This is a genomic window from Planococcus beijingensis (assembly GCF_016820615.1).
In the GTDB taxonomy this organism is placed as follows: domain Bacteria; phylum Bacillota; class Bacilli; order Bacillales_A; family Planococcaceae; genus Planococcus; species Planococcus notacanthi.
This window is the reverse complement of the sequence record NZ_JADHDZ010000002.1, coordinates 49,789-75,258: the sequence shown is the minus strand read 5'-3', so window position 1 is coordinate 75,258 and position 25,470 is coordinate 49,789. Positions and strand designations below refer to the sequence as shown.

General features: G+C 46.4%; 22 protein-coding genes, 1 tRNA gene and 1 other annotated feature. All 23 genes read right to left on the bottom strand.

The window, feature by feature from the left end; genetic code table 11:
• Positions 1-96 precede the first annotated feature (96 nt).
• Positions 97-2,730 carry a valine--tRNA ligase gene (locus IRE19_RS06550; RefSeq protein ID WP_238943111.1) on the bottom strand — a complete coding sequence of 878 codons (2,634 nt, stop codon included), beginning with the start codon at positions 2,728-2,730 and terminating at the stop codon, positions 97-99.
• Positions 2,731-2,780: 50 nt separating this feature from the next.
• Positions 2,781-3,002, bottom strand: a binding site (T-box leader).
• 21 nt (positions 3,003-3,023) lie between these two features.
• On the bottom strand, positions 3,024-4,073 hold the full coding sequence (locus IRE19_RS06545; protein WP_203339759.1) for an AbrB family transcriptional regulator: 1,050 nt from the start codon (positions 4,071-4,073) through the stop codon (positions 3,024-3,026).
• Between the two features lie 153 nt (positions 4,074-4,226).
• Positions 4,227-5,513 (bottom strand): glutamate-1-semialdehyde 2,1-aminomutase, encoded by a 1,287-nt coding sequence (hemL, locus tag IRE19_RS06540; protein WP_191715984.1) that lies wholly within the window; start codon positions 5,511-5,513, stop codon positions 4,227-4,229.
• A complete protein-coding gene (hemB, locus tag IRE19_RS06535; protein WP_191715985.1) occupies positions 5,510-6,493 on the bottom strand; it encodes a porphobilinogen synthase in 984 nt (327 codons plus the stop codon). The genes hemL and hemB overlap by 4 nt, the downstream gene beginning before the upstream one ends.
• Positions 6,490-7,191, bottom strand: a complete 702-nt coding sequence (locus IRE19_RS06530; protein WP_203339758.1) for a uroporphyrinogen-III synthase — start codon at positions 7,189-7,191, stop codon at positions 6,490-6,492. The genes hemB and IRE19_RS06530 overlap by 4 nt, the downstream gene beginning before the upstream one ends.
• Positions 7,184-8,113, bottom strand: a complete 930-nt coding sequence (gene hemC / locus IRE19_RS06525) for a hydroxymethylbilane synthase (RefSeq protein ID WP_203339757.1) — start codon at positions 8,111-8,113, stop codon at positions 7,184-7,186. The genes IRE19_RS06530 and hemC overlap by 8 nt, the downstream gene beginning before the upstream one ends.
• A 17-nt stretch (positions 8,114-8,130) precedes the next feature.
• Positions 8,131-8,961, bottom strand: coding sequence for a cytochrome c biogenesis protein CcsA (gene ccsA, locus IRE19_RS06520; protein ID WP_191715988.1), 831 nt, complete (start codon positions 8,959-8,961; stop codon positions 8,131-8,133).
• Between the two features lie 84 nt (positions 8,962-9,045).
• Positions 9,046-10,416 carry a glutamyl-tRNA reductase gene (gene hemA, locus IRE19_RS06515; RefSeq protein ID WP_191715989.1) on the bottom strand — a complete coding sequence of 457 codons (1,371 nt, stop codon included), beginning with the start codon at positions 10,414-10,416 and terminating at the stop codon, positions 9,046-9,048.
• A 314-nt stretch (positions 10,417-10,730) separates the two neighbouring features.
• On the bottom strand, positions 10,731-11,315 hold the full coding sequence (yihA, locus tag IRE19_RS06510) for a ribosome biogenesis GTP-binding protein YihA/YsxC (protein WP_203339756.1): 585 nt from the start codon (positions 11,313-11,315) through the stop codon (positions 10,731-10,733).
• A complete protein-coding gene (lon, locus tag IRE19_RS06505) occupies positions 11,312-13,639 on the bottom strand; it encodes an endopeptidase La (RefSeq protein ID WP_203339755.1) in 2,328 nt (775 codons plus the stop codon). The genes yihA and lon overlap by 4 nt, the downstream gene beginning before the upstream one ends.
• A gap of 469 nt (positions 13,640-14,108) precedes the next feature.
• Positions 14,109-15,380: an ATP-dependent protease ATP-binding subunit ClpX gene (gene clpX / locus IRE19_RS06500; RefSeq protein WP_191715992.1), complete on the bottom strand. Its 1,272-nt coding sequence runs from the start codon at positions 15,378-15,380 to the stop codon at positions 14,109-14,111.
• A 173-nt stretch (positions 15,381-15,553) separates the two neighbouring features.
• The gene (gene tig, locus IRE19_RS06495; RefSeq protein WP_191715993.1) at positions 15,554-16,840 is read right to left on the bottom strand and encodes a trigger factor; all 1,287 of its coding nucleotides are present in this window, start codon (positions 16,838-16,840) and stop codon (positions 15,554-15,556) included.
• 102 nt (positions 16,841-16,942) lie between these two features.
• Positions 16,943-17,923: a tetratricopeptide repeat protein gene (locus IRE19_RS06490; RefSeq protein ID WP_203339754.1), complete on the bottom strand. Its 981-nt coding sequence runs from the start codon at positions 17,921-17,923 to the stop codon at positions 16,943-16,945.
• A gap of 87 nt (positions 17,924-18,010) precedes the next feature.
• The gene (locus IRE19_RS06485; RefSeq protein ID WP_203339753.1) at positions 18,011-18,310 is read right to left on the bottom strand and encodes a TIGR04104 family putative zinc finger protein; all 300 of its coding nucleotides are present in this window, start codon (positions 18,308-18,310) and stop codon (positions 18,011-18,013) included.
• 206 nt (positions 18,311-18,516) lie between these two features.
• Positions 18,517-18,590 (bottom strand) — tRNA-Arg (locus tag IRE19_RS06480).
• Between the two features lie 144 nt (positions 18,591-18,734).
• Entirely contained in the window at positions 18,735-19,340 is a 606-nt protein-coding gene (locus tag IRE19_RS06475; protein WP_203339752.1) for an XTP/dITP diphosphatase, read from the bottom strand.
• Entirely contained in the window at positions 19,337-20,086 is a 750-nt protein-coding gene (rph, locus tag IRE19_RS06470; RefSeq protein ID WP_203339751.1) for a ribonuclease PH, read from the bottom strand. The genes IRE19_RS06475 and rph overlap by 4 nt, the downstream gene beginning before the upstream one ends.
• A 77-nt stretch (positions 20,087-20,163) precedes the next feature.
• A complete protein-coding gene (gene racE / locus IRE19_RS06465; protein ID WP_203340034.1) occupies positions 20,164-20,967 on the bottom strand; it encodes a glutamate racemase in 804 nt (267 codons plus the stop codon).
• A gap of 16 nt (positions 20,968-20,983) precedes the next feature.
• Positions 20,984-21,436: a MarR family winged helix-turn-helix transcriptional regulator gene (locus IRE19_RS06460; RefSeq protein ID WP_191715998.1), complete on the bottom strand. Its 453-nt coding sequence runs from the start codon at positions 21,434-21,436 to the stop codon at positions 20,984-20,986.
• Between the two features lie 74 nt (positions 21,437-21,510).
• Complete coding sequence (locus tag IRE19_RS06455) at positions 21,511-21,978, bottom strand: acyl-CoA thioesterase (RefSeq protein ID WP_203339750.1); 468 nt, start codon at positions 21,976-21,978, stop codon at positions 21,511-21,513.
• A gap of 124 nt (positions 21,979-22,102) precedes the next feature.
• Positions 22,103-22,873: a succinate dehydrogenase iron-sulfur subunit gene (sdhB, locus tag IRE19_RS06450; protein WP_203339749.1), complete on the bottom strand. Its 771-nt coding sequence runs from the start codon at positions 22,871-22,873 to the stop codon at positions 22,103-22,105.
• 22 nt (positions 22,874-22,895) lie between these two features.
• Positions 22,896-24,644, bottom strand: coding sequence for a succinate dehydrogenase flavoprotein subunit (gene sdhA / locus IRE19_RS06445; protein ID WP_203339748.1), 1,749 nt, complete (start codon positions 24,642-24,644; stop codon positions 22,896-22,898).
• A 45-nt stretch (positions 24,645-24,689) separates the two neighbouring features.
• A complete protein-coding gene (locus tag IRE19_RS06440) occupies positions 24,690-25,304 on the bottom strand; it encodes a succinate dehydrogenase cytochrome b558 subunit (RefSeq protein WP_203339747.1) in 615 nt (204 codons plus the stop codon).
• Positions 25,305-25,470: the final 166 nt, after the last annotated feature.

The following is a 25,470-nucleotide window of genomic DNA, read 5'->3' as shown; positions in this document are numbered from 1 at the left end:
TTCTTCTGAGAATTCTTTAGCGGAGTTAGTTTACGGAATATCCTTATAAAACCGAAAAAACCGCTCTCCCATTTGGGAAAGCGGTTTTTGTAGTTCTTACAAGTTCTGCAATTCTTCAATTCGTTTTTCAACCGTTGCGTGTTTTTCAACGTAATCGGCTTGCTTCGCACGTTCTTCTGCAACAACGGCTTCAGGAGCTTTCGAAACAAAGCGTTCGTTCGACAATTTGCCGCTGACGAGCTTCACTTCTTTCGCCCATTTTTCCAGTTCTTTTTGCAAACGTGCAAGTTCGGCATCAATATCAATCAGGCCTTCAAGCGGCATGAACAATTCAGCACCGGATACAACCGCTGACATCGATTTGTCTGGAGCTTCGATGTTTTGGCCGATTGTCAACGTTTCTGGATTGCAGAAACGTTCGATGTAGGCAGCGTTCGCTTCAAGCACTGCATGCGTGTCGGCGTCTTTCGCTGAAATCGTCAATGGCACTTTCTTGCTCATCGGCGACTGCACTTCTGCACGGATAGTCCGTACCGAACGGATCACGTCCATCAACAGCTTCATGCTTGAAGATTGGCTTTGGTCGGTCAAGGAATCGTCCACTGTCGGCCATGCTGCAATGGTGATTGATTCGCCTTCATGCGGCAAGTTCTGCCAGATTTCTTCTGTGATGAACGGCATGAACGGATGCAATAGGCGCATCGTGTTGTCCAATACATAAGCAAGGACTGAACGCGTCATTTTCTTCGCTTCTTCGTCTTCACCATATAATGGCAATTTCGCCATCTCGATGTACCAGTCACAGAAATCGTCCCAAATGAAGTTATAAAGGGAACGTCCCACTTCACCAAATTCATAGCGTTCTGCAAGATCCGTCACTTGTTCGATGGTTTCATTCAAACGGGTCAGAATCCATGAATCGGCTACGGATTTCTTGCCGGACAAATCGATTTGATCGTACGTCATGCCTTCCATGTTCATCAATGCAAAACGGGAAGCGTTCCAGATTTTATTGGCAAAGTTCCAAACCGACTCGACTTTGTCGTTCGAGTAGCGGAGATCCTGTCCTGGAGATGAAGCAGTAGCCAGGAAGTAACGCAGGGAATCTGCACCGTATTGAGAAATGACATCCATCGGATCAACTCCGTTGCCCAGTGATTTGGACATTTTGCGTCCTTCCGCATCGCGTACAAGGCCGTGGATCAATACGTCTTTAAACGGTTTTTCACCTGTGAATTCAAGTGCCTGGAAAATCATCCGGGATACCCAGAAATTGATGATGTCATAGCCTGTAACCAACGCATCGGTCGGATAGTAGCGGCTAAGGTCATCGTTTTCTTTCGGCCAGCCGAGCGTTGAGAACGGCCATAATGCAGACGAGAACCACGTATCTAGAACGTCTTCGTCCTGTGTCCAGTTTTCAGCATCCGCCGGTGCTTCGTGCCCTACATAAATTTCACCTGTTTCGTTATGGTACCAGGCTGGAATTTGATGTCCCCACCAAAGCTGGCGTGAAATGCACCAGTCGCGGATGTTCTCCATCCAGTGCAGGTAGGTTTTCTCGAAACGGTCCGGTACAAAATTGACGCCGGCATCGGTTTTCTGTGCTTCCACTGAAGCGGCAGCCAAAGGCTTCATGTCAACAAACCATTGTGTAGACAGATACGGCTCAACAACTGCTCCACTGCGTTCTGAGTGTCCTACAGAATGCATATGTTCTTCGATTTTGAACAACACATCCAAATCCTGCAAGTCCTTGACGATCTGCTTGCGGCATTCGAAGCGGTCAAGCCCTTCGTATTTGCCGGCATTTTCATTCATCGTACCGTCTTCGTGCATGATCAGCACACGTTCCAGGTTGTGGCGGTTACCAATTTCAAAGTCATTCGGGTCATGAGCCGGCGTGATTTTCACAGCACCGCTTCCGAATTCCATGTCCACATAGTCATCCGCAACGATTTCCATTTCACGGCCGATAATTGGCAGGATCACTTTTTTGCCGATCAAGTGCTGGTAGCGCTCATCTTTCGGGTGAACTGCAACCGCTGTATCGCCCAGCATCGTTTCCGGACGCGTCGTCGCGATTTCGATATGGCCGCTGCCATCTGCCAACGGATAACGCATATGGTAAAACGCACCTTGTACGTCTTTGTAGATAACTTCAATATCCGAAATAGCAGTTTTCGTCGCCGGATCCCAGTTGATGATGTATTTCCCGCGGTAGATCAATTTTTTCTCATAGAGCTTTACGAAAACTTCGCGCACCGCATCTGATAAACCGGCATCCAATGTAAACCGCTCACGGGAATAATCAAGGCCAAGACCCAGTTTTGCCCATTGCTCACGGATGTGTCCCGCGTATTGGTCTTTCCATTTCCATGACTCTTCAAGAAATGCTTCACGGCCCAAATCATAGCGTGAACGCCCTTCTTCTTTCAATTTGCCTTCCACTTTCGCTTGCGTCGCAATGCCGGCATGGTCCATTCCAGGCAGCCATAATGCGTCAAAGCCCTGCATGCGTTTCATGCGCGTCATGATGTCCTGCAATGTCGTGTCCCAGGCATGCCCTAAATGCAGCTTGCCGGTAACGTTCGGCGGGGGGATCACAATGGTATACGGCGTTTTGCCGCTTTCCGGTTTCGCTTCAAAGAATTTGTTGTCGACCCACCATTCGTAACGGCCTTTCTCAATGGATTGCGGATCGTACTTAGTAGACATTTGTTCAGTCATTGGAATTCCTCCTCTTATTTCTGATAGAACGCAAAAAACTCCTGTCGTCTGTAAAGGACGAAGGAGTTTTTCGCGGTACCACCTTTATACACAGGTCCACTTGCACACCTGGCTCTCAAGTTTCATAACGGATGTTAAGTCCGGTTCCCGCTACTCATTTCACGGCAACTGCTCCGAGGTGACATTCAAACATGGGTCCATGAAAGCCTCTCACCAATCGGCCTTCTCTCTGAAATGCACACACATTCTACTATCCTCATCAACGCATGAATATCTAATTACTCTTATTGTACTCAATATCCGGTTTTAGCGTCAAGTTTTTTTACAATGAATGCCACAAGCGGCGCGGCCACCAATAGAATAAAGAACAGCCGGAACAGCTGGAATCCGGTGATGAGTGCCACGTCCCCTCCAACAGCGAGCGCGGTGATGGCCATTTCCGCTATGCCACCGGGTGCTGCACTTAGAAAGAAGTCGAGGAATATGTATTCAGGCAGCCAAGTAGCGAGAACCCTGGCAATTAATACGGTGAAGCTGATGAGCAGCACATTGTTCAGGACAATTGCAGCACCCAGCCGGAACGTCAGTTTGTCGCCGATTCCTTCCATCTGCAGGCCGAGATTCGCACCGATGCAGACCTGTGCAATAGCAATGAGCCAGTACGGCATATCAATCAGGACATCCCCCGACACGGCCTGGACAATCGCCATGGCCATAATGGGCGCCAACAGTTCAGCAGCTGGAAATTTAATTTTCTTCATAGCCCCATACAATAATAAACTGACAGTGAGCGCCAACAGGAACAAGCCTGCCGAGAATGTAAACAGCTGCTCTTTCACTTCGCCTGCTCCTCTGCCGTTCAGGAAAATCGTCAGGAACGGCACAATCGTCACCACCATGAAAATGCGGATGGTCTGCATCATCGTCACTACGGTAATATTCGCCGAAGGGATTTCTTCAGCTAAAACCACCATCTGCGCCAATCCACCCGGTATGGAACCAAGCAGGCTCGTTCCCAGGCTTTCATGGACCATCCGCTTGAACAGCAGACCGAGAGCAACCGACAAGGCCACGACTGAAATCGTCATGAACGCCATATAAGGCAAGTCCATCACCATCAATAACACCGCATCGCGTGTAAACGACGAACCGATCTGCACACCGAGCATCACCAGACCCGCTGTCCGCAAGAATCGAGGCCAGTAGAGAGGGATTTTCGTGAATTGATTGACGAGCAAAAGTGTGAACATCGGCCCCAGCAGCCAAGGCAGAAACATGCCGATTGCCTCGAATACCGCCCCTGCAGCAATCGCAATAACTGCCGTTACGACAAATGGCTTCACAGCCTTTCCTCCTTTCCCAAGTGCCTTAGTTGTTTTCTATGGTACAGGAAACAAGGGCATCTGTGGAGTATGCAGGCTGGCGTTCGGTGTTCTTTCCATACAAAAAACCGGGGCCTCTGAAAATTCCAGAAGCCTCGGCCTGTTTTTCTTTTATTAACGTGCCAGTTTAGCAAATACGGTATGGAATGCTTCAACGGTTTTCGCAATATGCTCTTCCGTATGGGCAGTCGATAGGAACATGCCTTCAAACTGGGACGGCGGCAGGAAGATGCCTTCTTCCGCCATCAAGCGGTAATAATCTGCGAACAACTCGGTGTCCGAAGTTTTTGCTGATTCAAAATCGACTACGTCTTCATTTGTGAAGAAGAAACCGATCATTGATCCTGCACGGTTCACGGTATGCGGGATGTTGTATTTCGTCGCCGCTTCACGGAATCCTTTTTCAAGCTGGTCGCCGCGTTCGATAAAGACGTCATAGCTTTCTTCCGTCAAACGGGACAGCGTTTCGTATCCTGCCCGCATTGCAAGCGGATTGCCCGACAACGTACCTGCCTGATAGATCGACCCGCTCGGTGCAACTTGTTGCATGATTTCACGCTTGCCGCCGAATGCCCCAACAGGCAACCCGCCGCCGATGACTTTGCCGAGGCACGTCATGTCCGGTGTAACGCCGAAATAGCCTTGTGCACAATTAAAGCCGACACGGAAACCGGTCATGACTTCATCAAAAATCAAAATCGTGCCATTTTCATGAGTCAAATTGCGAAGCTCTGTCAAAAAGCCTTCATTTGGCGGCACAACGCCCATATTGCCGGCAACCGGCTCGACAATGACTGCAGCCAAATCGTCGCCGAATTCCTGGAACGCCAAACGCACGCTTTCCAGATCGTTATATGGAACTGTAATGGTGTTTTTAGCGATCGATTCTGGAACTCCTGGAGAATCAGGCAATCCTAAAGTCGCAACGCCTGACCCGGCTTTGATCAACAGGCTATCGCCATGGCCGTGGTAGCAGCCTTCAAATTTCAGGATCTTGTCGCGGCCCGTGTAACCACGTGCCACACGCAATGCGCTCATCGTCGCTTCTGTTCCGGATGAAACCATGCGGACCATTTCGATGGAAGGAACACGTTCCATAACCAACTTCGCCATGGTATTTTCAAGTTCAGTCGGTGCACCGAATGAAGTTCCAAGCGCTGCCGTTTCCTGAATCGCCTTGACCACTTCCGGATGGGCATGGCCCAAAATCAGCGGTCCCCAAGACAGGACATAGTCAATATACGTATTGCCATCAATATCTGTGATGGTTGCTCCGCTGCCGGATTGCATGAATATCGGGTCCATGTTGACCGATTTAAACGCACGGACCGGGCTGTTGACGCCGCCCGGCATTAGTTTTTTTGCTTCAGTGAATGCTGCTAATGATTTTTCGTATGTCATTTAGTTCCCTCCAACCAGCGTGCCGCATCTTTTGCATGATACGTCATCACGATATCCGCTCCTGCGCGTTTCATGCTGAGCAGTGTTTCCAAAACGATTTTTTCTTCATCGATCCAACCGTTTGCCGCTGCTGCTTTGACCATGGCGTATTCGCCTGAAACATTGTAAGCAACAATCGGGATATCAAAATTATCGCGTACTTCACGGATGATGTCCAAATAAGACAATGCCGGTTTGACAATCATGAAATCTGCGCCTTCCTGAATGTCGGAAGTAGCTTCACGCAATGCTTCCATACGGTTTGCGGGATCCATTTGGTATGTTTTGCGGTCTCCGAATTGAGGAGTACTGTGTGCTGCTTCACGGAAAGGTCCATAATAAGCAGATGAATACTTGACGCCGTAAGACATGATCGGTGTGTTTTCAAAACCGGCTTGGTCCAGTCCATAACGGATCGCTGCAACAAAGCCGTCCATCATATTCGACGGCGCAATGATGTCAGCTCCTGCTTTTGCTTGAGACACGGCAGTGCGCGCCAACAAGTCAAGTGATTCATCGTTCAAGATGACGCCATTTTCGATTACACCGCAATGGCCATGATCGGTATATTGGCAAAGGCAAGTATCAGCGATAACCACCAATTCCGGATGGCGTTCTTTCGCAAAGCGGATCGCTTCCTGTGTAATGCCATGGTCGTGATAAGCTTGCGAACCGACCGCATCTTTTTCATTTGGCACACCGAACAAAATAACAGAAGGAATTCCAAGATCTACAACTTCGTCCAGTTCCTCGCCTAATTTATCCAATGAGTAATGGAAAACACCCGGCATTGAAGAAATTTCTTCTTTAATGTTCTCGCCTTCAACGACAAAAATCGGATAAATGAAATCCTCTTTATGTAAGCTCGTTTCGCGGACCATTGAACGGATATTGGCAGATCCACGCAAACGGCGATGGCGGTTAAAATTCAATTCTTTCATTTTGAAAAACTTCCTTTCGCTATTTCATTGATGACTTCCATATAAGTGTATTTCTTCGGAGTAAAATCGACTTTTCCGCCGTTTGCCTCAATGGCCCCTTGTGTAACATGGCCAATGGCAGCGGTGCGGATATTCGACCAGCCTCCTCCTGCCTGCCGGTAAGCCGACACAGCAGAAGGACTGGCGAATAGAATGATGACATCTTTCAGTTGCACTAGCTTTTCCGCATTCTTCAAGTCCAGCACGGTATCATAAACCGTCCACTCGTCCACTTGCATATGCATCGAAGCAATCGTGTTTTTCGCTAAATTGCCTTTGATGAACAGGCATTTGACTTTGCCGGAAACCACCGGAAACTCCTGGATGAAATGGTCGGCACTAAAAACCCGCGGGATGAAATCAACGGTGTAGCCATGCTGCTGCAGCACAGCAGCCGTCTGGTCGCCGACAGCCGCAATTTTCGCCGTAACCTTTTCATCGAGCTGACAAAATGCTTGTGCGCTGGTGCGGCTTGTGAAAATCAGCCAGTCGTAGCCATCGAGGTCCGGCTTGTCCAATTGGCGGATCGAAGTGGTGACAAGCGGCACATAAAGCGTCTCCGCTCCTAGTGCTTGTGCATGGCGAACCGCTTCCACCGGCTCTCTGGAACCGGTAAAAACGATGGTTTCGCCTTGAAGCAAAAGATCTTTATCAGACATTGCTCTCAGCTTTAACGCGTTGAATCAAATCGTAACCGCCTTGTGCACTGATTTTCTCAGCCACTTCGCGGCCTGCTTCAACCGGGTCGCGGCTGATTGCCGTTTCCTTGAATACCTGATCCGCTTCCGGCGAAGAAATCAATCCTGTAAATGTAATTTCCCCGTCTTTCACTGTTCCGTATCCTGCAATCGGCACTTGGCAGCTGCCGTCCATGTCACGCAGGAATTTACGCTCTGCATTAACAGCCAAAGCTGTTTCTTCATGATTCAGTTTAGCCAGTTCCGCCAAAAGTTCTTTGTCGTCTTCGCGGCATTCAATTCCTAACGCGCCTTGTCCGATAGCTGGAAGGCATTCGTCGACTTCCAGGAATTCGGTAACCAAGTCATCTTTCCAGCCCATGCGTTTCAAGCCGGCTGCAGCCAAAATGATGGCATCAAAATCGCCAGCCTGCAATTTCGCAAGACGTGTATCGATGTTGCCTCGGATCCATTGGATATCAAGGTCTGGACGCAACAGCAAAAGCTGTGAACTGCGGCGCAAGCTGCTTGTCCCAACAACGGCTCCAACCGGAAGTTCCAATAATTTCACATGGCCATTGGCGATATAAGCATCGCGCGGATCTTCACGTTCTGGAATACAGCCGATAGTCAGGCTTTCCGGCAAGACAGAAGGCATATCCTTCATGCTGTGGACAGCAAAATCGATTTCTTTATTGAACAGCGCCTGTTCGATTTCTTTAACGAAAAGACCTTTACCGCCGACTTTTGAGAGCATGACGTCAACAATGCGATCGCCCTTCGTAACGATTTCCTTGATTTCAAATTCAAAAGGTGCTCCCGCTGCTTTCATTTTTTCGATGAACTGGTTGGTTTGCGTCAATGCCAGCTTACTTCTTCTTGAACCTACAATAATTTTTCTCAAATGAATCCTACCCTTCTTTAATACCAAAAATGAAATTCAGATAACCGGCTGCCTAAAAAGAAATTGATCAGCAGCAATAAAAATGCATACGTATGTGCCAGCGCGTAATTCATCCCATTCAATGAGCCTTTGCGGTGCCACCACAGCACAAAGCTGTAGACCACCAGCAAGATGAACGATCCGACAATCTTCATGTCGAAGATAGAAAATGCAGCAAGTGAAATAAATGCCCATTGCAGCCCGAGCACCAATGACACGAACAGCAGCGAAATCCCGACGAGAATCGAAATCGTCATAAATTGCTGTGTTTGGCTGAGTGACGGCAAGCTGCTCCATTGCTTTGTCCATTTTTTCTGCTTCAATAATCGGTAAAGGATCATGTGAAGCGCCGAAAAAACGAATGACAAGGAAAATGCCACATAGGATAAAATCGCGAAACTGATATGGATGAACAATAATTCCGAGACCAGCGATTCCCCGACAGGCGAACGCTCGATCTGGACCGGCGCGAAGGTGTGGATCGTCATGAAGATGAATCCAATGATGTTGATGAAGAATACAGCAAAATCAAAACGGTAGAAAATCCTCAATACGAGCGACAACGTCACCAGCAACCAGGCATAAAAATAAATGCCTTCGAATAAAGTCAGTATCGGAAATCGTTGAGTCTCAACGATATACAGCACCAGGAAGACCGTCTGCAGCACCCATACAATGCCGAGCAGCGTCATGGCTATCCGGCTGGCTCTTTTCTCTTTATATAAGTAATCTATAAAATAAAAAACAAGGCTGACAGCATATAGTATAACCATAGCTTCGTGCAGCCTTGCCATTGTTATATCAGCCATCCCATTCCCCTTCGTTTCCATAGTTAAAGGCGTTCCGTCTCTACATTTTAACATATAGATCCGAAAACGCCTCTTTAAGAAAGCTTAAAATGAATATTTGGGAGTTTCAGTTGCTTGTTGGGTTTCGAGAACGGCTTTTTCCGTTTTCTTTTGTGCAGCTTGCGACTGCTTTTCAATTTCTTTTTCAACGTCTTCTTCAATTCCGAAAATTTGCATGAATAATTCCAATTGCTCACGTGACTTAGGCGCTCCGCCCATTTCTTTCGCTTGCAGAATCGGATCTTTCAACAATTGATTGATAATCGATTTGGTGTGTTTGTTGAGAATTTTCTTTTCGCGGTCAGTCAGATCCGGCATTTTGTTTTCAATGCTTGCCATGGTCTCAGCCTGTATGCCAAGCGCTTTTTGGCGCAGCGCAGAAATTACCGGGACAACGCCAAGCGTTGTCAGCCAGTCGTTGAACTGAAGTGCTTCCTGATCGATCATGGTCATGATTTGGCCAGCCGCGCGTTCACGTTCTGCCAAATTCGCTTCTACGATGCCTTGCATGTCATCAATGTCGTACAAGAAGACATTCGGCAAGTCGCCGATGCGTGGATCCATATCACGTGGAACTGCGATATCTACCATGAATAACGGTTTGCCTTTGCGTAGTTTTTCCACAAACTGCATCAATTCAAGATCGATGACAAAGTCAGTCGAGCCGGTTGATGAAATCAGAATGTCCGCTTCCAGCAATGCGCATTGCAATTGGTTCAACGGTTTTGCATTGCCGCCGAATTTGTCTGCCAACAGTTCCGCTTTCTCGAATGTACGGTTAATGACAGTGATACGGTCAGCTCCGCTCCCCTGCAAGTTCTTGATGGCCAATTCACCCATTTTTCCGGCACCTAAAATAACAACATGTTTGTTTTTAAGCGTACCAAAAATCTTCTTGCCGAGTTCAACAGCTGCATACGATACCGACACGGCATTTTCGCCGATGGCCGTTTCAGAATGCGCTCTTTTCGCCAATGTAACAGCTTGCTTGAACAATTGATTAAACACCGTACCTGTAGTGCCGTGCTCTTGGCCTGCAAGGAAACTGTTTTTTACTTGCCCAAGAATCTGCGTTTCACCCAATACCATTGAGTCGATGCCGGCTGTTACACGGAATAAGTGTTCAATTGCCTGATCTTGCTCATGGACAAATAAATACTGGGAAATGGCTTCTTGCGGCAAGCCAAAATAGTCAGCAAGAAATTGCTTCACATAATACTTCCCAGTGTGAAGCTGATCCACGACCGCATAGATTTCCGTCCGGTTACAAGTGGACACGATCACGTTCTCCAATATGCTTTTTTGTTCTTTTAACGCCTGCATCGCCTGTGGCAGCTCATTTTCAATAAATGAAAGCTTTTCGCGAATCTCCACGGGTGCAGAGCGATAATTCACCCCGACTACTAATGTATGCATGGGTACAAAACACCTTTCACGTTCATATTTCCTCTAGATTTAGTATACCACTTATCATCTTTAAAATGCCTTTGAATTTGTGAACAAGGCATGAATATAGTCCTTATTTATAATTATTATAAATTAATAGTAGCAAAGGTGTCTGACGTCTACAAGTATAACGCTCTTAGTCGGAATTACCTGTCAACTCAAACTATCGCGAGAGATAATTTCGCTTCAGGCGGGCGATTGAAGAGCAGTTAGGCAGAGGGAAATCTATGGAAGAAGGAGCTATTTCCAATAAAAAAAGCACAGCCCGGAGGCTGCGCTTGAATTTATTGCATTCTGCTTTCGATTTCTTTCCAGGCTTCGTCTTTGCCGAGACCGGTTTCAGACGAAAAAATGATCAATGGATCGGTTTTATCCATATCCAACGTGGTGCGCACAATTTTCTTGTGCTTGTCCCATTTTCCTTTAGGAATTTTATCCGCTTTGGTTGCGATAATGATGCATGGAATGTCATAATGCTTCATGAAATCGTACATTGCAATATCATCTCTGCTTGGCGGATGGCGCAAGTCGACGATTTGGATCACAGCACGCAATGGTTCGCGGTCTGTGATGTACCTTTCAATCATCTTGCCCCATGCTTCCCGTTCGCTTTTTGATACTTTGGCATAGCCGTATCCGGGAACATCGACATAGAACAGCTTTTCTTCAATTTTATAGAAGTTCAAGGTCTGTGTCTTGCCGGGTTTAGATGAGATTCGTGCCATGCTTTTGCGGCCGATCATTTTGTTGATGAAAGACGATTTTCCGACGTTTGAACGTCCGGCTAAAGCGAATTCCGGTAAACCGTCTTCCGGATATTGATCCGGACGGACGGCACTGATGACTAGTTCTACATGATTAACTTTCATTCATTTTCTCCTTCTAAGGCAATTTCCAATGCCTCATCCGCTTGAGAAACCAGTTTAAAGGTTAACTCTTCACGGATTGTTTCTGGTATATCTTCCAGGTCACGCTCGTTGTCAAGCGGCAAGATGATGGTTTTTAAGCCAGCACGGTGCGCACTCAAGGTTTTTTCCTTGATTCCGCCGATTGGCAGAACGCGGCCGCGCAAGGTGATTTCACCCGTCATGCCGACTTCACGGCGGATCGGACGTTTCGTTAAAGCAGATACCAAAGCAGTCGCGATGGTAATCCCCGCTGAAGGGCCGTCTTTTGGAACAGCGCCTTCTGGAACGTGGATGTGGATATCGTGCGATTCATGGAAATTCGGATCGATCCCCAGAGATTCAGCACGGGCACGGACAAACGACAAAGCCGTTTGTGCAGATTCTTTCATGACGTCTCCCAGCTTACCGGTCAACTGCAATTTGCCTTTGCCGGCTGACAGCGAAACTTCGATTTGAAGCGTATCCCCGCCGACTGTTGTGTAGGCAAGGCCAGTAGCCACGCCGATTTGGTTTTCCGTTTCAGCCATTCCGTAACGGAATTTGCGTTTCCCAAGGTAAGTCTCCACTTCTTCTGCGCCGACTTTCACTCGGTCTTTCTCTTTTGAGACAATTTGCTTGGTTACTTTGCGGCAGATTGAAGCGATTTGGCGTTCCAGTCCACGGACACCCGCTTCGCGCGTATAGTAGCGGACGATATTAAGCAAAGCTTCGTCATCAAACTGCAACTGTTCTTCCGTCAAACCATGTTCTTTCAATTGCTTCGGTGCCAAATGGTTTTTAGCGATCATTTGTTTTTCGACTTCTGTGTAGCCCGCTATTGAAATGACTTCCATCCGGTCACGCAGCGGTCCAGGAATTGATCCTAAATCATTGGCTGTCGCGATGAAAAGCACATTGGAAAGATCATACGTTTCTTCAATGTAATGGTCACTGAACGAATTATTCTGTTCTGGATCCAATACTTCCAGCATCGCCGAAGATGGATCGCCGCGGAAATCATTCGACATCTTATCGATTTCATCCAACAGGAAGACCGGGTTAACGGTTCCCGCTTTTTTCATTCCTTGTATGATACGGCCTGGCATCGCACCGACATACGTCCGGCGATGGCCTCGGATTTCCGATTCATCGCGGACGCCGCCAAGTGAAACGCGGACAAATTTGCGGTCCAGGGATTCGGCGATCGATTTCGCCAAGGACGTTTTCCCGACACCTGGAGGTCCGACCAGACAAAGAATTGGGCCACGCAATGAATTGGTCATCTGCTGGACAGCCAAGTATTCCAGTACGCGTTCTTTGACGCTTTCCAGTCCATCATGGTCACGGTCCAACACTTCTTCTGCGTATTTGATATCCAGACGATCATCTGTCGCTTCCGACCACGGAATCGTTACCAACCACTCGATATAATTGCGGATAATGCCGCTTTCTGCAGCTGCGGAAGGAAGTTTCTCGTAACGGTCCAGTTCTTTGAAAGCCACTTTTTGAGTGGATTCCGGCATTTTCGCTTCTTCGATCCGTTTTTTCAGATCGACCACTTCAGCTGATTTGCCGTCTTTGTCGCCAAGTTCCGTTTGGATTGCTTTCATCTGCTCGCGCAAATAAAACTCTTTTTGCGTCTGCTCCATCGCTTTTTTCACACGAAGGTTGATCCGTTTTTCCAGATCCACGACTTCCTGTTCGCTATGCAGGCGGGTAATCAAAAGCTCTAAGCGTTTACTGATATCGAATGTTTCCAAAACTTCCTGCTTGGCAGCCACTTTCATCGAAAGATGGGAAGCGACCATATCCGCCAAGCGGCCAGGCTCTTCAATATCAGCAACGGTATTATACGTTTCTGTGCTGACTTTTTTCGAGCTTTTCGCGTAGTTCTCAAAATGCTCGAGCAACAAACGCATTAGGGCGTCTTGTTCTGCGTCTCTTTCTGTTTCGTCCGGGAAAGAAGTCACTTCAACAATCGTGAAGTCCTCCCCTTCCTCGTAGTTCTTCATTTGTCCGCGTTCCAAACCTTCAACCAGTACACGGATTGTGCCATTTGGCAATTTCAGCATCTGCTTGACGTATGCCAGCGTACCGATTTTGTGGAGATCGTCTTTCTCCGGCTGCTCTGTACTCATGTCTTTTTGAGTTGCCAAAAAGATAATGTTGTCATCCAGCAATGCCTGTTCCAATGCAGCCACCGAACGCTCACGGCCTACATCTATATGCAATACCATCGTCGGGAATACAAGAAGTCCGCGCAATGGCAGTAATGGCACACTTTTCGTCACTTTTTTCTTCGCCATCTGGGAAGTCACCTCCGGGAATATTTTCAACAAGAAACAATCGTAAGTAAGTTTTTAAGGTTATAAGACATATTGCAGCTGAACAGGCGCTTCCGCTTTTCTCTGTCCAGACTCCAGCGGCCAGCTTCTCGAGTCGCTTCAGCCTTTCCCGCAATGGCTGAAAACCGCCATTACCAGCAAGGCTTCCAGCGCTTTTCGAAGCTAAACGGCCGCTTCCGCTTTTCTTTGTCCAGACTCCAGCACCTAGGCCCTCCGGTCATAAGCCACCCCGGAGAAGTGGCAAAACCCGCCACTTCTCCGGTTTGTCTTATGCCTTTCGAGCCTTGACAGGTGCCTCCGCTTTTCTAATAAAAACGGGCCAACTCCGAAATGCGCGGATGCGCACGATCAGAGTCAGCCCGTATCATCCTTTTGATTGGTTCAACTGCCACTCAGTGAGACTTTTCCACTGCGTGAAGTTCCACTCATTTTACGCGGATGTTTTCTCATTATTGTCGTTGACGAATACCGAGCCATCTTCCAAAATCAGTTTAGGCTGTACGCTATCCGCAACAGTTTCTTTTGTGATGACACATTCAACGATGTCTTCACGTGAAGGCAGGTCAAACATCACTTCAAGCATGATATTCTCGATAATTGAACGAAGTCCACGGGCACCGGTTTTGCGTTCAATTGCCAATTTCGCAATTTCAACAAGTGCACCAGGCTCGAAAGTCAATTTAACGCCATCAAGTTCCATCATCTTCTGATATTGCTTGATCAACGCATTCTTCGGTTCAGTCAAGATTTCAACCAAAGCTTTTTCATCCAATTGCTCAAGGCTTGCCAATACAGGTAAACGGCCGATGAACTCTGGAATCAAACCGAATTTCAACAGATCTTCCGGAATCAATTGGCTAAGCAATGATTTCTCATCCAATTCTTCCTTGTTCGGATCTGCACCGAAACCGATGATTTTATTGCCGAGACGGCGTTTGATGATTTGGTCTACTCCATCGAACGCGCCGCCTACGATGAACAAAACGTTCGTCGTATCGATTTGGATGAATTCCTGATGTGGATGCTTGCGTCCGCCCTGAGGTGGAACACTTGCAGTGGTTCCTTCCAAAATCTTCAGAAGGGCCTGCTGTACGCCTTCACCGGAAACATCGCGTGTAATCGATGGGTTTTCGGATTTGCGTGCCACTTTGTCGATCTCATCAATATAGATGATTCCTTTTTCTGCGCGCTCTACATCATAGTCTGCAGCTTGGATCAGCTTGAGTAGAATGTTTTCTACGTCTTCTCCGACATAACCAGCTTCAGTCAATGAAGTTGCGTCTGCAATGGCAAACGGCACATTCAGAATGCGGGCCAAAGTTTGTGCAAGCAAGGTTTTCCCGCTTCCTGTTGGTCCGATCAAGACAATATTGGATTTCGACAACTCGACATCGTCGATCTTGCTGTTTGAGTTGACGCGTTTGTAGTGGTTATAAACTGCTACAGCCAGTGATTTCTTCGCTTTTTCCTGGCCGATGACATAGCCATTTAAAATATCCAGAATTTCTTTTGGCTTAGGCACTTCTTTGAATTCTACTTCTTCGTCTGTACCAAGCTCTTCTTCTACGATTTCCGTACAAAGCTCAATACATTCGTCACAAATATAAACACCTGGTCCTGCGACCAGTTTACGAACTTGCTCTTGTGGTTTACCACAAAATGAACATTTTAAATGCTCTTTCTCGTCATTGAATTTGAACAATGTATTCACCCCTATTCAAGCCATTATCTTACAAGATTATCGTAATTGTAGCAACTAATTAGATTCACAGTCAATTTCTTGGCACCCTAAGTATAATTCCAGTGTTCTATGTAGTGGAAAACAAGGTGCGTCTCCGCACCTTGTTTCCTAATTCTTTATATGTTGCTTATGTGTTATTCAGCGATTTTAGCGTTGTCCACTAGGAACTCAACTGTGTTTTGCATGCGGATATCGTTCTCAAGCATTTCAGTTCCACCTAGAGCTGTTTTGATCTGTTCAATGTCCATGTTGAATTGACCAGCCATTTTTTCAAGCTCTTTGTCGATGTCTTCTGAAGTAACTTGCATGTTTTCAGCTTCAGCAATTGCTTCAAGTGTCAATGAAACGCGTACGCGTGTTTCAGCATCACCGTGCATTTGCTCACGAAGTGCAGCTTCGTCTTGTCCAGAGAACTGGAAGTACAATTCAAGGTTCATGCCTTGTTGAGTTAAACGTTGTTCGAAATCACTCATCATACGGTCCATTTCTGTGTGGATCATTGCATGAGGAATATCGATTGTTGCGTTTTCAGCAGCTTTTTGGACCAATTCGTCGCGAAGCGTTGCATCAGCAGCAGATTTCTTCTCAGCAATCAGGCTTTCTTTCATTTTCGTGCGAAGCGCTTCAAGGCTTTCCACTTCAGGGTCGATTTCTTTAGCGAACTCGTCGTTCAACTCTGGAAGTTCCTTGCCTTTAACTTCGTTTACTTTCACTTTGAATGTTGCAGCTTTACCTGCAAGTTCAGCAGCGTGGTATTCTTCTGGGAAAGTGACTTCAACGTCTTTTTCTTCTCCAGCTTTTACGCCTACTAATTGCTCTTCAAATCCAGGGATGAAAGAGTTTGATCCGATTTCAAGGGAATAATCATTTCCTTGGCCGCCTTCAAAAGCTTCTCCATCAACAAATCCTTCGAAATCGATAACAGCTGTATCGCCTTCAACGATTGCTTCGTCTTCTTTAACAGTCAACTCAGCCATACGCTCTTGGTTTTCTTTCAACTGGTTTTCGATGTCTTCGTCAGTCACTTCAGTATCAGGTTTCGATGCTTCAAGACCTTTGTATTCGCCAAGCTCAACTTCTGGTTTTACAATCACTTTCGCTGTAAATACAAGAGGCTGGCCTTTTTCGATTGTTTCAATGTCGATTTCAGGACGGTCAACCGGGTTGATTCCTGCTTCTTCAACTGCATTCGCGTAAGCGTCAGGCAAGATGAAATCCAAAGCGTCCTGGTAAAGTGATTCTACGCCAAAACGTTTTTCGAACATTTGACGAGGCATTTTTCCTTTACGGAAACCTGGTACGTTAATTTCTTTAACTACTTTCTTAAACGCTTTATCAAGACCGGCGTTTACTTCTTCTGCAGGAACTTCAACTGTAAGAACCCCTGTGTTACCTTCTTGTTTTTCCCATTTTGCTGACATATTATAAGCCCTCCAAACATTTTCTACAAAGTCATTTTACGTTTTATACGAATTTTGACAACTTCAATATTATAGCACACATGCCGACAGGTTCAACTATTTCTACCCATTGCGCATTTCGAACCAAAGTTCGGCCTGCTGAATCAGCTCGAGCAGCTTTTCGTCTTCACTGAATGAAGTCATTCCGCTGAACAGCCCTTCTGTGTAAACCATATACCCCTGCGCCACGTCTTCTTCATTATAGTCATCCCAGATGAACGGATACAATAGATAAATATGCCGTTCAAACAGTTCTTTGACCATCTCTAGACGAGTCGGATCCTTCGCCAGCTCGTTGTCGATGATAGCGGTGATTTTCCGGATTCGGCTGTTGTTCACCGGATCCGGCAATTCATTGATGCTGAATGTGCCTTGGTAATGAAATTTTCGGACGGAAACTTCCGCATCGATCTTTTCCTGGAACAGCATGAATAATATGTATGTCTTCGTCAAGAGATCGGCTTCCGGATGTTCGATGATCGCAATCAGCTTCTTCTTCAAAGCTTGATAGGAAGTCGTCGGCAAATCCAGAATCAATTGCTCTTGTTCCGCAGGGTGCAGCGCCAAAAATGTATCGATGGCGTACTTCGAAGCATCCACTTTTTCAGATGCCGCATTTGCTGCAATGCGTTCGTTCAAGTCACGCAATTGCTGGAATTGTTCCAGCCGTTCTTCCGGCAACACTTTTTCTTCTATTAGAGCTTCAATCATTTTTTCCGCTTCTTCAAATTCGCGGACTTGCATCAAAATACTTATGTATAATTCCATCGTCTCCAGGTAATGAATTGGTCCGATCTTCAATAATTCACGGCACACTTCAAGCGCTTCCTGGAATTCCCCAAGCTCATAGAGGCAATAGGCATAACCGCCCAGGGCTGCTGCGTGTTCAGGTTCATATGACAAAACTTGATATAGACTGTCACGGGCATCTTCGTACTTTTCTTCTTTTAAATAGGTCATTCCTTCAGACAACAAACGTGTTACGGTCGTCGGAAAAACAATGACATTCCCCTTGCGCTTTAAATCGCGATATTTCTTCCGCATCCTACCACCTCTTTTGTATCTCATAATCATATCATATTCCCGTTAGAGCGAAAATAAAAACCTTATTGTTGGAATAATGATTGCCCATCACCACAAAGCTTTCTGTTCGCTGGTCAGTTGCAGAAATTTCGGAATCAGGGACAGGCCAATTGCAAACAATCCAATCATCATGCCGACTGTGTAAACCAATGGAAAATCCAAAATGACCGCAAACGGCAAAGGCAAAAGAATCAGCCAATTGATCAGCGTCATTCGTTGCCGAGATTTTGGTGTTGCATATTGACTGCCTTTGCAATTCGGACAGTGCATGGGGCCATGGATTTTCCATGAGGCCTTGATCGACTGCTTCCAAGTCCATTGAGTTCCGCATCTTTCACATACTGGCATAAAAAAACCTCCTTATTAGTATTACGTCTTAAGCAGGATTTAGTTTCACTCTCCTTAAAATTCACGCCAAAAGCGAATACAAAAAGCCATATAGAAGCCGGTAGTTCAGAGATGAAAAAATCACCTGTTGCATGCACAAAGAAACCTCCCCGCCGTTCAATGAACGATGAGGAGGTTTCTTTCGTGTACTATGTACATTCCTATAATGTCCCAGGAGGGATTCGAACCCCCGACCGACGCCTTAGAAGGGCGTTGCTCTATCCAGCTGAGCTACTGAGACCAAAGCTTTCTTGTAGTCCAGACTGTGGCGCCTGCAGTTGCGGACGGCTTCGCTTTTCTAACGAAAGACAATTTTAATTATAGAAATGATTTGAATAAAAGTCAATGCTATTTTAAAAAAACATTAAAATTAATTTACAGACGTTTAATTTTGTTCGTTCATCCACGTTGGCAGGTTCGCTTGTAACTGGCGCAAAGCATTGCCACGGTGAGAGATCGCTGCTTTTTCATGCGGTTCAAGTTCAGCCATCGCTTTGTCTTGTTCAGGCACAAAGAAAATCGGATCGTAGCCAAAACCATTATTGCCTCGGCGTTCATGAAGGATCATTCCTTCACATGAACCTGAAAAGGTTTCAGTCTTCTGTCCGGGAGCTGAGACAGCCAGCACACAACGGAAACGCGCTGTACGCTCATTGTCCGGTACACCAGCCAATTTCCCAAGCACTTTATCGATATTGGCATCATCGCTCTTAGCGAGGCCGGCATAGCGCGCTGAGTAGACCCCCGGTTCCCCGTTCAATGCGTCGATCTCCAATCCGCTGTCATCTGAAATGACCGGGATGCCAAGCGCATCCGCCACAGCTTCAGCTTTCAAAATAGCGTTCTCTTCAAACGTTACCCCTGTTTCTTCTACGTCCATGTCTTGTGCCACGTCCCGCAAAGTCAGCACTTCATAACCGAGTGGAGACAGCATGGTTTCGAAATCCTTGGCTTTGCCTTTGTTTTGAGTTGCGATTACAATTTTTTTCATAGTTCCGCCGGCACCTTTTCACCAACACGCAAAGCGATGTCACCCAATGCCTGACGCTGCATGGTGATCAATTGGCTGATCCCCGCTTCTCCAAGATCCAGCAATTCGTTCAATTGGGCACGTGTGAAAGTAGATTCTTCGCCTGTCCCCTGCAATTCCACAAAATGTCCTGCACCGGTCATCACCAAGTTCATATCAACTTCCGCACTTGAATCTTCAACGTAATTCAAATCAAGGATCGGTCCGTTTTCAGCCGAAACACCGACACTTGTTGCCGCAAGAAAATCCGTTACCGGGAATGCCGGCAATTCTAATTTGCTGATGGCCATTGTCATCGCGATGAATGCACCTGTAATGGACGCTGTACGCGTTCCGCCGTCCGCCTGGATAACATCGCAATCAATCCACAAAGTACGCTCACCGAGCTTCTCCAGGTCGACTACAGCACGCAATGCACGGCCGATCAGTCGTTGGATCTCCATTGTGCGTCCACCAATTTTGCCGGCTGAAGCCTCGCGGCGGTTCCGGCTGTTGGTAGCGCGCGGCAACATAGAATATTCTGCAGTGATCCACCCTTTCCCCTGCCCCCGTAAAAATCCAGGTACTTTATCTTCAATCGTTGCTGTGCAAATGACTTTCGTCTGCCCTACAGTGATCAGGACAGAGCCTTCCGGATGAATCAAATAGTCGACATCCACTGATACGGGACGCAGTTCGTTTGTTTGTCTATTATCTATGCGTGTCATAAAAATCCTCCTCATATATGCTCAAATAGCTTACCATATTTCCTTGGCAACAACAAAAACCTGACAGCCGGAAGCCATCAGGTTTTGGGAAATCGAATCGAATGGATCATCGGTTCCTCGACTCCCAGCCATTTCTGGATGATGGAGCCGAAAATCTGCGTAGAGCCTGATGTATAAAAACGATGCACCGGCGGCTGTTTCCATTCAGCGAATTGATTTTTATAGCTCAAGTAACGTTCCACATCCTTGGCCGTCTCTTCAGCAGAAGACAGCACATGGACCGTATCGCCAAGAACTTCTTCGATAAAGCCTTGAAGCAATGGATAATGTGTGCAGCCTAAAATGGCGGTGTCGAATTCTTCATGGGCAATTGCTTCTAAAGTATCTTGGACAATGCGGTGAGCGAATTCCCCTTCATACTCATCACTTTCCACCAAAGGAACAAAACGCGGACAAGCCAGCTGTACGACATGGGAAGCAGAAACGAGCGACAAGATCGCTTTTTCGTAGGCACCGCTCTGCACTGTCCCTAAAGTGCCCAAAACGGCAATGTTTTTCGTCGTCGAAGATTTGATCGCAGCTCTGGCCCCTGGAAAAATCACACCGATTACAGGGATCGGCAAGTTTTTCTGTAGAGAAGACAGCGCTGCTGCCGTAGCGGTATTGCAAGCGATGACCAGCATTTTTATATTCTTTTTCATCAATGCATTAGCCATTTGCCATGTATAAGTCCGCACTTCCGAAAGCGGACGGGGACCATAAGGGCATCTGGCATTATCACCGATATAGTAAATTTGCTCATTCGGCAATAGTTTCATTATTTCCTTTGCGACGGTAAGTCCACCGACTCCTGAATCAATTACTCCGATTGGCGCGTTCAACATCATCGCCTCTATCCTATTTCATGTTTGTATGCAGTTTCTCAAGCAAAGCTGCAAATTGTTCCGCTTCGTCTACTGTGAAATCCGCTAATACCGTTTTCAAATATTCCTGGCGCTTCTGAATGACTTCTTCAATAACACGTTCGCCTTCTTTTAATAACTTGATCCGCACGACACGGCGATCCTGTTCTTCACGGATACGGACAACGAGCTCGTTCTTTTCCATGCGATCGACCAGATCCGTCGTTGTGCTGAACGCTAAATACATCTTGTTCGACAAATCGCCGATGGTCATGTCGCCATGCTCAAACAGCCATTGCAATGCAACGAATTGAGGTGGTGTAATCGTATAGGAATTCAGAATCTCCCGGCCTTTTTGCTTAATGATCCCTGAAATGTAACGCAGTTCCTTTTCCATGAATGCGATACGTTCTGAATCATGGCTGATGCCTTGCTTGTCATCATTCATTAATAATTACCACTCCTTGAAAAACCATCTTCTTCTTATAGTGAAGGTTTTTAATTGATATAGCAAGAACTCACTTATTTTTTAACGGTCGCCAACTGTTCGGCACGCAGCAATTCGATGTCTTGCTCGGACCAAGGATGGCCTTTTCCAGTCTTTTTCGAAATCTGGACGATCGTCCCTCTCCCAGTGAAACATGTTTCCTCTTTTTCGTTGACCGTCCAATAATGGACATCTGCCGAAGAAGTTCCGACACGCCCGATTTTGACGTAGACACGCAATTTTTCATCAAAAAAGACTTGCTGCACAAAATCCACTTGCATATCCGCGACGACAGGAAATAATTCATTTCCAGCTTCCAACCAACGCTGCATCAAACCCATCTCTTTCATGAATTCAATCCGTGCAAATTCAAAATAAGCGATCGGTACCGTATTGTTCACATGACCGAACATATCGGTTTCAGAAAACCGCACCTGCACCGGAGCGGAAAAGGAAAATTCCCGGCTCCACTCATTGAAATTCTCAATATAATTTGCTTTCATCGAAAAAACCTCCACTGGCTCAACTTCTTCATTTTCCTAGTATATCAAAAACTTGAGAAAAGAGCAGGCATTTTCTAAACAGGACAAAATAAAAACCCCGCCGCAGCGGGGTTTTCAGTAAATACTAGTCAACCATTCTGTCGCTTCCGAAGAAGTTACGGAACATTTGAACAGTCGTGTCGCGGTTCAACGCTGCGATTGAAGTTGTCAAAGGAATTCCTTTTGGACAAGATTCCACACAGTTTTGAGAGTTACCGCAGCTTGCAAGTCCGCCTTCACCCATGATCGCATTCAAACGTGCATCGCGGTTCATTGCCCCCGTTGGATGCGCGTTCATCAAGCGAACTTGTGAAAGTGGTGCAGCTCCGATGAAATCGGATTTATCGTTGACGTTCGGGCATGCTTCAAGACATACACCGCAAGTCATACATTTAGACAATTCGTAAGCCCATTGGCGCTTGCGCTCAGGCATACGTGGTCCGTCTCCAAGGTCATGCGTACCATCGATTGGCACCCATGCTTTAACTTTCTTCAACGAGTCGAACATACGGCTGCGGTCAATGACAAGGTCACGGACAACAGGGAATGTCTTCATCGGCTGAAGGCGGATTGGCTGTTCCAACTGATCGACCAAAGCAGTACATGATTGACGCGCTTTGCCATTGATGACCATTGAACATGCTCCACAAACCTCTTCCAGACAGTTCATGTCCCAGTTTACAGGAGTGGTTTTCTTCCCTTCCATGTTGACAGGGTTACGGCGAATTTCCATCAATGCCGAAATGACATTCATATTCGCCTTATATGGCAATTCGAACTTTTCCCAATACGAATCTTCATCCGTAGAGTTTCTGCGTTCGATTTCAAATATAACCGTCTTTGCTGCTTCACCCATGGTAAATTAGCTCCCTTCTAGATTATGCTTTTGCTGAATAATCACGTTTACGCGGTGGAATCAACGATGTGTCGACTTCTTCATAATGGAAGATAGGTGCATCATTGCCATTGAATTTAGCCATAGTCGTTTTAAGGAATTCTTCGTCATTACGTTCCGGGAATTCCGGTTTGTAGTGAGCTCCGCGGCTTTCGTTACGGTTAAGCGCTCCGATTGTGATCACTCGTGCTAAATGTAGCATATTTCGCAACTGGCGTGTAAACATTGCGCCTTGGTTGCTCCAAAGCTGTGTATCAGTAATGTTGATATGGTTGAAACGTTCAAGCAGTTCCTGGAGTTTTTCATCCGTCTTCTGCAAACGATCGTTGTAGCGTACGACTGTTACATTGTCCGTCATCCATTCGCCAAGCTCTTTGTGGAGGACATAAGCGTTTTCTGTGCCGTTCAATGCAAGGATTTCTTCCCATTTGCGCTGCTCTTCTGCTTCGTATTTTTCATAAATAGCCGAAGGAAGATCTTCTGCCAATACATCAAGGCCTTTTACATATTCAATAGCGTTCGGTCCTGCGACCATACCGCCGTAAATCGCTGAAAGCAATGAGTTCGCACCCAGACGGTTACCGCCGTGTTGAGAATAATCACATTCACCCGCCGCCAAAACGCCAGGGATGCTTGTCATTTGGTGGTCATCGACCCATAGTCCACCCATTGAATAATGGACAGCCGGGAAGATTTTCATTGGTACTTTGCGAGGGTCATCACCAGTGAATTTCTCGTAGATCTCAATGATGCCGCCTAGTTTAATATCAAGTTCTTTAGGATCTTTGTGTGAAAGATCCAGGTAGACCATGTTCTCGCCATTAATGCCGAGTTTTTGGTTGACGCAGACGTCAAAGATTTCACGTGTTGCAATATCACGTGGAACCAGGTTTCCGTAAGCTGGATATTTTTCTTCAAGGAAATACCAAGGCTTGCCGTCTTTGTATGTCCAAATACGTCCGCCTTCTCCACGAGCTGATTCTGACATTAAGCGCAGTTTATCGTCTCCTGGAATCGCTGTCGGGTGAATTTGGATAAATTCGCCGTTTGCGTAGTATGCACCTTGCTGATAGACGATAGAAGCCGCTGAACCTGTATTGATGACAGAGTTCGTTGATTTCCCGAAAATGATCCCCGGTCCGCCAGTTGCCATGATGATAGCATCTGCACGGAACGATTTGATTTCCATAGTCGTCATATTTTGAGCTGTGATTCCTTTACCGACGCCTTGCTCGTCAAGAACAAGACCCAGGAATTCCCAGCCTTCGTATTTTGTGATCAGTCCGTTCACTTCGTAGCGGCGAACTTGCTCATCAAGTGCATATAGCAATTGCTGACCAGTTGTTGCACCGGCAAACGCAGTTCTGTGGTACATCGTTCCACCAAAGCGGCGGAAGTCCAAAAGGCCTTCCGGCGTACGGTTGAACATAACGCCCATGCGGTCAAACATCCGGATAATTCCAGGTGCTGCATCCGCCATTGCTTTTACGGGACGCTGATTCGCAAGGAAGTCGCCTCCGTATACAGTATCATCAAAGTGAATATCCGGGGAATCCCCTTCACCTTTTGTATTAACCGCTCCGTTGATCCCGCCTTGCGCACATACTGAGTGGGACCGTTTAACGGGAACGATTGAAAATAAATCGACGGATGAACCTGCTTCTGCAACTTTAATTGCTGCCATCAATCCAGCAAGGCCGCCACCGACGATCGTAATTTTGCCCTTCGCCATGTTAGTATTCACTCCTCTTTTAGTTCACCAATGATTGAAACATTCTTAAACGAATGCAAACAATGCTCTGATACCAATGATCGATAATACAATAAATACTAGAAGCGTGAAATATGTTGCATTTCGTTGAGATGCTTCGGATTGTGTAATTCCCCAAGTAACAAGGAAAGACCAAATTCCGTTTGATAAATGGAAGACTGCAGCCAAGACACCGACGATGTAGAATGCCAGCATGAACGGATTGCTTAAAATGTTTTCCATCATGTTGAAATCAGCTGCAGCAGCTGCTCCGATTGCCACTTGGAATCTTGTTTCAAATACGTGCCAAGCGATGAAGACTACAAGGAAGACACCTGTATAGCGCTGTGCAACGAACAGAATGTTGCGCAAATAGCTATAATGGCCAGGATTGTTCTTCGAAGTAAACGCTATGTATAGGCCATAAAACGCATGATACAAGATTGGTAAATAGATGACAAAAATCTCCAGGAAAATGACGAATGGAAGATTAGCCATAAATTCGGATGCCTTATTGAATGACTCCACACCCTGAGTTGCAAAATGGTTGACGATTAAGTGCTGCGTTAAGAATAAACCGATAGGAATGATCCCCAACAATGAGTGCAGCCTGCGCATTAAAAATTCACGATTGTTATCCAAAATTTTACCCCCCTCAAAACATTGATTGGCAGCGTCCAGAGCAAACGAAAAATTGACGAAAGCACCTGAAGCCGCAACACCATCATGATACAAGAATATGACATATTTATTGTACTCCCCCCCTCTGAGAGCGTCAAGGCAACGAATTCCTTTTAAACAGATAGTT